General features: G+C 67.6%; 9 protein-coding genes. 5 read left to right on the top strand and 4 right to left on the bottom strand.

The genetic code is table 11. From position 1 onward, the window contains the following. On the bottom strand, positions 1 to 595 hold a 595-nt coding region (locus tag H0W38_RS12790), incomplete at its 3' end, for a bestrophin family protein (RefSeq protein ID WP_292454570.1). Positions 596 to 829: 234 nt separating this feature from the next. Here H0W38_RS12790 and H0W38_RS12785 point away from each other — a divergent pair. The 5 genes from H0W38_RS12785 to H0W38_RS12765 all read left to right on the top strand — a co-directional run bounded on the left by H0W38_RS12785 (position 830) and on the right by H0W38_RS12765 (position 5,149). After that, a complete protein-coding gene (locus H0W38_RS12785; protein ID WP_292454568.1) occupies positions 830 to 2,254 on the top strand; it encodes a CmpA/NrtA family ABC transporter substrate-binding protein in 1,425 nt (474 codons plus the stop codon). Positions 2,255 to 2,263: 9 nt separating this feature from the next. Then, entirely contained in the window at positions 2,264 to 3,148 is an 885-nt protein-coding gene (gene ntrB / locus H0W38_RS12780) for a nitrate ABC transporter permease (RefSeq protein ID WP_292454565.1), read from the top strand. A gap of 7 nt (positions 3,149 to 3,155) precedes the next feature. Beyond that, entirely contained in the window at positions 3,156 to 4,097 is a 942-nt protein-coding gene (locus H0W38_RS12775) for an ABC transporter ATP-binding protein (RefSeq protein WP_292454563.1), read from the top strand. A 44-nt stretch (positions 4,098 to 4,141) separates the two neighbouring features. Next, entirely contained in the window at positions 4,142 to 4,585 is a 444-nt protein-coding gene (cynS, locus tag H0W38_RS12770; RefSeq protein WP_292454561.1) for a cyanase, read from the top strand. Positions 4,586 to 4,657: 72 nt separating this feature from the next. Beyond that, positions 4,658 to 5,149 (top strand): nuclear transport factor 2 family protein, encoded by a 492-nt coding sequence (locus H0W38_RS12765; RefSeq protein ID WP_292454573.1) that lies wholly within the window; start codon positions 4,658 to 4,660, stop codon positions 5,147 to 5,149. Here the strand turns inward: H0W38_RS12765 and H0W38_RS12760 are convergent, their stop codons facing one another. From H0W38_RS12760 to H0W38_RS12750, 3 genes are all read right to left on the bottom strand, one after another. Then, a complete protein-coding gene (locus H0W38_RS12760; protein WP_292454559.1) occupies positions 5,150 to 6,073 on the bottom strand; it encodes a YihY/virulence factor BrkB family protein in 924 nt (307 codons plus the stop codon). It abuts the gene before it with no gap. Positions 6,074 to 6,103: 30 nt separating this feature from the next. Beyond that, complete coding sequence (locus H0W38_RS12755) at positions 6,104 to 6,799, bottom strand: L,D-transpeptidase (protein ID WP_292454557.1); 696 nt, start codon at positions 6,797 to 6,799, stop codon at positions 6,104 to 6,106. Positions 6,800 to 6,947: 148 nt separating this feature from the next. Continuing rightward, on the bottom strand, positions 6,948 to 7,196 hold a 249-nt coding region (locus tag H0W38_RS12750; RefSeq protein WP_292454555.1), incomplete at its 5' end, for a 3D domain-containing protein.

The raw sequence follows: 7,196 nt of genomic DNA, 5'->3' as shown, positions 1-7,196 counted from the left end.
GGTAGGCCGTGCGGTGCAGCAGCAGCGTGTAGGCAAACGGAATGGGCGTGGACGCGATGCGCTCACACCCGGCAGCCATCTCGGCCAGGCCGGTGAACTGCCGATCGACCTGCGCGGCGATCTGCGGCTCGATCTGGCCCGCACGCAGGCAGTCGCCTGGCTCCCGACTGCTCAGGCGCAGCAGCAGGTCGTTGGCGCTGCGCGAGGTGGCCACCGCGGCCAACTCGGCGTCCGTCAGCCACGGCCGCAGTTCGTCGGGTGCTTCGATGCCGCGCAGTTGCTGTCGCAGCACATGGGCGAAGGCGATCGTGCGGCGGATGATCGCGTGGCGCACGTCGATGGCGCCGGGCGCACCGATGCGCGGCAGCGCCGACGGCGTCTCCATCCGCGTCAAGGTCAGCAGCTGCCGCGCCAGGCTGCGCGATCGAAAGATCAGCTCGCCCCACAGCTTGCGTGCTTCCCAATAAAGGTCGTAAGCAGCGCTGTTGCGAAACCCCAGGAAGATGGCCAGAGCCAGCCCGATGAGCGAGAAGGGCACCGGCGTGAGCGTGATCTTGGCGTCGAACAGCTCACCATGGCTGAGGGTGACTGCCACTGCCAGGGCCGTGCAGGTTGCGAGGCTCCCCAAAATGCACGAAGAACAGACGCAGGGCGTTCGGGCGGCGCGTGACGATCATGGGACGCATTGTCGAGGCCGCTGCAGGGCACCTGCCCGAGTCCCGCCGGCCCGCTTGTAGTGCCAGCCCTACAGAACATCCCCGCCGGCAACGATCCCACCCCGGCCCCCGTCTCCCTAGCATCGGCTCAACGAATCACGGAGGGACGACCGATGTCAGACGATCGCTATTTCGACCCGTACGACGCCGACAAGCCGCTGCTGATGCGCTGCTCCTGCGGCCGCCACGCCTCGGTCGCCGAGCACGCCGCCGCTGAACAGCAGAACGCCACCACCGCCACCACCGAACTCAAGCGCCGCAGCGAGACGGCCGACTTCGAGGCCTACTCGCGCGAGTTCATCGAGGCCACGCTCGTCAAGGCGCTGTTCCCGCAAGACGCCCTGCGCCGCCGCTTTCTCGCGGCCGTCGGCAAGGGCACCGCCATGGCCGCCATCTCGAGCGTGCTGCCCATCGCCTCCATGCAGGCCATGGCGCAAGACACCGCCGGCAAGAGCGGCGCGCTGGAAAAGAAGGACCTCAAGATCGGCTTCATCCCGATCACCTGCGCCACGCCGCTGATCATGGCGCACCCCCTGGGCTTTTACGACAAGCAGGGCCTGGACGTGCAGGTGGTCAAGACGGCCGGCTGGGCGCTCATCCGCGACAAGATGCTCAACAAGGAGTACGACGCCACGCACTTCCTCTCGCCCATGCCGCTGGCCATCAGCATGGGCGTCGGCTCCAACCCGGTGCCGATGAACGTGGCGACGATCCAGAACACCAACGGCCAGGCGATCACGCTAGCCAACAAGCACAAGGACAAGCGCGATCCCAAGCAGTGGAAGGGCTTCAAGTTCGCCGTGCCCTTCGAGTATTCGATGCACAACTTCCTGCTGCGCTACTACGTGGCGGAGTCGGGGCTGGACCCCGACCGTGACATCCAGATCCGCGTGCTGCCGCCGCCCGAGATGGTGGCCAACCTGCGCGCCGGCAACATCGACGGCTATCTCGGCCCCGACCCGTTCAACCAGCGCGCGGTTTACGAAGAGGTCGGCTTCCTGCACCTGCTCACCAAGGATCTGTGGAACGGCCACCCCTGCTGCGCCTTCGGCACCTCGACCGAGTTCATCCAGCGCAACCCCAACACCTTCGCCGCGCTGTACCGTGCGGTGCTCACCGCGTCGGCCATGGCGCGCAAGCCGGAGAACCGGCCGCTCATCGCCAAGGTGATCTCGCCGCAGGCCTACCTGAACCAGCCCGAGACGGTGGTCGCGCAGGTGCTCACGGGCAAGTTCGCCGACGGGCTGGGCAACATCAAGACGGTGCCCGACCGCGCCGACTTCGACCCCATCCCCTGGCAGAGCATGGCCGTGTGGATGCTCACGCAGATGAAGCGCTGGGGTTACGTGAAGGGCGACGTCAACTACAAGCAGATCGCCGAGCAGGTGTTCCTGCTGACCGACGCCAAGAAGACGATGAAGCAGCTCGGCATGACGCCGCCCGAAGGCGCCTACCCCAAGTTCACCATCATGGGCAAGGTGTTCGACCCGGAGAAGCCCGAGCCGTACATCAGCAGCTTCATGATCAACCGCGTCTGAGGCGAGGCGATGAACACCTCCACCTCCGCGCGCAGCCTGAACCTCAAGGCGGCCCTGCTGTCGACGTTGATCCTTCTGATGCTCGTCGGCCTGTGGCACCTCGCCACGCTGCCCACAGCGGCCGGGCCGGCCGCGACGATGACGCCCGAGCAGATCGAATACGCCAAGCTGCTCGGCAAGGACCCCGGCGTGGGCGGCGAGGGCGGCGCGAAGTCGGGCGTGCCGACGCCGGCGCAGTTCGGCGCCAAGGTCATCGAGCACCTGGCGAGTCCCTTCTACGACAACGGCCCCAACGACAAGGGCGTCGGCCGGCAGCTCGGCTACTCGCTGGGCCGCGTGGCGCTGGGCTTCGCGCTGGCGGCGCTGGTGGCGATCCCGCTGGGTTTCCTGATCGGCATGAGCCCGCTGATCTACCGCGCGCTCGATCCCTTCATCCAGGTGCTCAAGCCGATCTCGCCGCTGGCGTGGATGCCGCTGGCGCTCTACACGATCAAGGACTCCAACATCTCCGGCATCTTCGTGATCTTCATCTGCTCGGTCTGGCCGATGCTGCTCAACACAGCCTTCGGCGTGGCGGGCGTGCGGCGCGAGTGGCTCAACGTCGCCAAGACATTGGAGGTGAACCCGCTGCGCAAGGCCTTCGAGGTGATCCTGCCCGCCGCCGCGCCGACCATCCTGACCGGCATGCGCATCAGCATGGGCATCGCCTGGTTGGTCATCGTGGCGGCCGAGATGCTGGTCGGCGGCACGGGCATCGGCTACTTCGTCTGGAACGAGTGGAACAACCTCTCGCTCACCAACGTGATCTTCGCGATCCTCGTGATCGGCCTGGTCGGCATGGCGCTGGACCTGTTGTTCGCCCAGGCGCAGAAAGCCGTGACGTATGTCGACTGAAAAAGTGATGAAACGCTTCGTTCAGGTCGAAGGCCTCGCCAAGACCTACCCGGGCTCGAGCGAGCCGGTGTTCGACAGCGTCAACTTCGGCATCGCCAAGGGCGAGTTCGTCTGCATCGTCGGCCACAGCGGTTGCGGCAAGACGACCATCCTGAACGTGCTCGCCGGCCTGGAGAGTGCGACCGAAGGCCATGTGTTCATGGACAACCGCGAAGTCGGCGGGCCCAGCCTGGAGCGCGGCGTCGTGTTCCAGGGCCACGCGCTCATGCCGTGGCTGTCGGTGCGCAAGAACATCGCCTTCGCGGTGCGCAGCAAGTGGCGCGACTGGAGCGCCGCGAAGATCGACGCGCACGTCGAGAAGTACGTGGCGATGGTCGGGTTGGCCGGCGCGATCGACAAGAAGCCTTCGGCGCTCTCGGGCGGCATGAAGCAGCGCGTGGGCATCGCGCGGGCCTTCGCCATCGAGCCCAAGATGCTGCTGCTCGACGAGCCCTTCGGCGCGCTCGACGCGCTGACCCGCGGCACGATCCAGGACGAGCTCCTGCGCATCTGCGCCGAGACGCACCAGACGGTGTTCATGATCACGCACGACGTCGACGAGGCGATCCTGCTGGCCGACAAGATCCTGCTCATGAGCAACGGCCCGGGCGCGCGCATCGCCGAAGTGGTGGTCAACACCCTGCCGCGCCGCGCCGATGGCGCAAAAGAAGGCGGCCGCCAGCGCGCCACGCTGCACCACGACCCGCAGTACTACCGCATCCGCAACCACCTGGTCGATTTTCTGGTGGCGCGCTCCAAGGAGCTGTCGCACGGCAGGGCGCCGGCCTTTCCGCTGGAGGTGCGGCCGGGGCTGGAGCCCGACGAGGTTTTCGCTCAGCCGCCCGCGATGCCGTCTGCCATGCCGTCCGATCCGCCGCCGGCGCGAGCGCCCCTGCAGCGCGTCGTCTGAACCCGTCCTGCCCCGACACCGTTTTCAACTGAACAGGAGTTCCCATGAGCCGTCTCGAAGTCACCGAAAAGATCATCTCCACCAAGGTCGCCAAAGGCATGAAGTGGTCCGACGTGGCCGACAAGGTCGGCCTCAGCAAGGAATGGGTCACCGCAGCCTGCCTCGGCCAGATGACGCTCAACGCCGAGCAGGCCGGCGTGATCGCCAGCCTGTTCGAACTCAGCGAGGCCGAGAAGCAGTGGCTGATGGTCGTGCCCTACAAGGGCTCGCTGCCCACCAGCGTGCCGACCGATCCGCTGATCTACCGCTTCTACGAACTCGTCAGCGTCTACGGCACCACCTTCAAGGAACTGATCCACGAAGAGTTCGGCGACGGCATCATGAGCGCGATCGATTTCAAGATGGATCTCAAGCGAGAGCCGAATGCCGCGGGGGACCGCGTGAGCATCGCGATGAGCGGCAAGTTTCTGCCCTACAAAACGTACTGAGCCGGGTCTTCCTCCCTCTCCCCAAAGGGGCGAGGGAGCGATCCGACCGCGCCCCGGACTCCGGTACAGATACTGCGACCCATGCCCGACACCCGTCCTCCGCTCCCACCGTTCACCCCCGAGACCGCGCGCCAAAAGGTGCGCATGGCCGAAGACGCCTGGAACACCCGCGACCCCGACGTGGTGGTGCGCGTCTACACCGACGACACCCGCTGGCGCAACCGCGCCGAGTTCCCGGTCGGCCGCGAAGAAGTGCGCGCCTTCCTGCAGCGCAAATGGCAACGCGAACTCGACTACCGGCTCATCAAGGAGCTGTGGGCCTGCGACGGCCCGGTCAACACCGGCCGGCTCGCGGTGCGCTTCGCCTACGAATGGCACGACGCCGCGGGCCAGTGGTTTCGCAGCTACGGCAATGAGAACTGGCAGTTCAACGCGCAGGGGCTCATGACGCATCGCTACGCGAGCATCAACGACTTGCCGATCCGTCCCGAGCAGCGTCTTTTCCACTGGCCGCCCGGCCGGCGGCCCGACGAGCATGCGGGGCTGAGCGAACTTGGCCTGTGATCAGGCCGCCGGCGGCCGTGGGGTCGCCAACTCGCGCTGCACCGCCACGGCGGTCGGGCGCGGAACGACGGCCCCGCCGCGGGCTTCCAGGTGCGCCCGGGTGACGGCCGCGCCGAACAGCAGGATCAGCGACGAGTAGTTGACCCACATCAGCAGCAGCACCAGCGAGCCGGCCGCGCCGTAAGCCGAGCCGGTGGCGGTGTTGGCGAGGTAGATCGCGATCAGCGCGCGCCCGATCGCAAACAGCACCGACGTGACCGCCGCGCCGACCCACACGTCACGCCACTTCAGCAGCACGTCGGGCAGGATGCGGAACATCGCCGCGAACAGCAGGGTGACCACCACCAGCGACAGCAGCACGTCGATCGTGCCCAGCGACCAGGCCGGCACCGGCAGCCAGTTCTCGGCGAAGGCCATCACCGCGCGCACCGCCACGCTGAGCAGCAGCGAGACCAGCAGCACGAAGCCGATCGCCAGCACCACGGCGAGCGACATCATGCGGCTCTTGACGAGCAGCATGACGGTGTTGCGGTTCGGGTTGGGCGCGACCGACCAGATCGCGTTGAGCGATTTCTGCATCTGCGCGAAGACCGCGGTCGCCCCGAGCAGGATCAGCCCGAAGCCCATCAGCGTGGGCGCCAGGCCGGCATTCTCGATCTGCGCACCGGCCACGGCGGTCTGCACGAAGCCGGCCGCTTCCTCACCCACTGCCGCTTGCAGCCGGGTCATCAACTCGCCCTGCGCGGCCTGCTCGCCCAGCACCAGTCCGACGACCGACACCGCCACGATGACCACCGGCGCGATCGAGAACACGGTGAAAAAGGCGAGGGCGGCCGCGTACACGAAGGCCTGGGCGTCGAGCCAGTAACGCGAGGCGCGCCGAAAGATGTCGAACCAGTAGCGCAGGCTGTTGCGAAGGGGCATCGAGGCATTGTGCCGGCCCGGTGCGCTGTGTCAGGGCTGGCGCAAAGCCATCCATTCCCCACCGAAGGCTTCGTGCACGGGGCGCATTTCAGAAAGCACATACACGACGCCGTCGCGTCGGCCCAGCAGGGGCTGCACAACGGCATCGAAGAAGGCCGGCGCCACGACCACGCAGCCCAGCGATACGCGGTTGTCCTCGGTGCTCGCAGAGGACAAGCGCTGTTCGCGCGGCTGCCGTGCGGTCCCGGGCCGCACCCGGTGGATGGCCAGGCCGGCGTCGTAGTCGAACCAGATCACCGCTTCGCCGTCGAGGTTGCGGCCCGGCTCAGAGGCGAAGCGACCGGCCGGCGTGGTGCGATCGGCCGGTGCGATGTCGGCCGGGTCGAGCGCGCCGAGACCGGGCACCGCGTCGTCGCCGATGGCCGAGCCAAGAAGTGCCGAAGCCGCGCCCACGATGCGACCGCCCGGCTCGAACACGACGAGCTGCGCGGCCCGCTTGTCGACGATGGCGAAGGGCCGGCCTCGGTTGTCGCCGGAATCGACGATCCAGTGCGCGACTTGGCGGGCGTCGGCAGAGGCCGGCACGCTGGCGCGTTCGAGGCTGACCTGGGCAGCGGGCGGCGCGGCAGAAGGCGCAGCGATCGCCGGCAGACCGGCCAAGACGCACAGCGCTGCGGCGGCGGCGGTCACGATGCGGGCCTTGCTTGATCTCCCTTCGGCAGGCATTGCGTTCTTGTCCTTCTTCGATGCGGCACACAAAGCAAAGCCGGGCGCTCGAGCCCGGCTTCGCTGTGGGTGGAAATGCTACGGAAGAAAGCAGCGCGAGGGGAGGTGCGTCAGCGGGAAGAAAACACGCAGACGCGAGCCTGTGGCCTCAACGGCTGCCCACGGTTTGCGCCTTCGGCCACAGCACCCACATGCGCAGCGGCTGCTTCATGCGGCCGGCCCGCGCCTCGGCACCGTCGCCCCAGCCCCAGAAGTAGTCGGCCCGCACCGGGCCGGTGATCGCGCCGCCGGTGTCCTGGGCGACCACCAGGCGCTGCAGCGGCCGGGGCGGCGGCGGGTTGGTGGCCGACCAGGGCTGCGGCTCGGTGGTGTCGATCCACACCGGGCTGCCATAAGG

It is taken from the genome of Methylibium sp. (genome assembly GCF_013817365.1).
Classification (GTDB): Bacteria; Pseudomonadota; Gammaproteobacteria; order Burkholderiales; family Burkholderiaceae_C; genus Methylibium.
This window is presented reverse-complemented; position numbering and strand designations above follow the sequence as displayed.

Coding starts and splice junctions, on each gene's coding strand:
- H0W38_RS12760 (WP_292454559.1), bottom strand. CDS start 6,073: ATGCCCCTTCGCAACAGCCTGCGCTACTGGTTCGACATCTTTCGGCGC.
- cynS (WP_292454561.1), top strand. CDS start 4,142: ATGAGCCGTCTCGAAGTCACCGAAAAGATCATCTCCACCAAGGTCGCC.
- H0W38_RS12785 (WP_292454568.1), top strand. CDS start 830: ATGTCAGACGATCGCTATTTCGACCCGTACGACGCCGACAAGCCGCTG.
- H0W38_RS12775 (WP_292454563.1), top strand. CDS start 3,156: ATGAAACGCTTCGTTCAGGTCGAAGGCCTCGCCAAGACCTACCCGGGC.
- ntrB (WP_292454565.1), top strand. CDS start 2,264: ATGAACACCTCCACCTCCGCGCGCAGCCTGAACCTCAAGGCGGCCCTG.
- H0W38_RS12755 (WP_292454557.1), bottom strand. CDS start 6,799: ATGCCTGCCGAAGGGAGATCAAGCAAGGCCCGCATCGTGACCGCCGCC.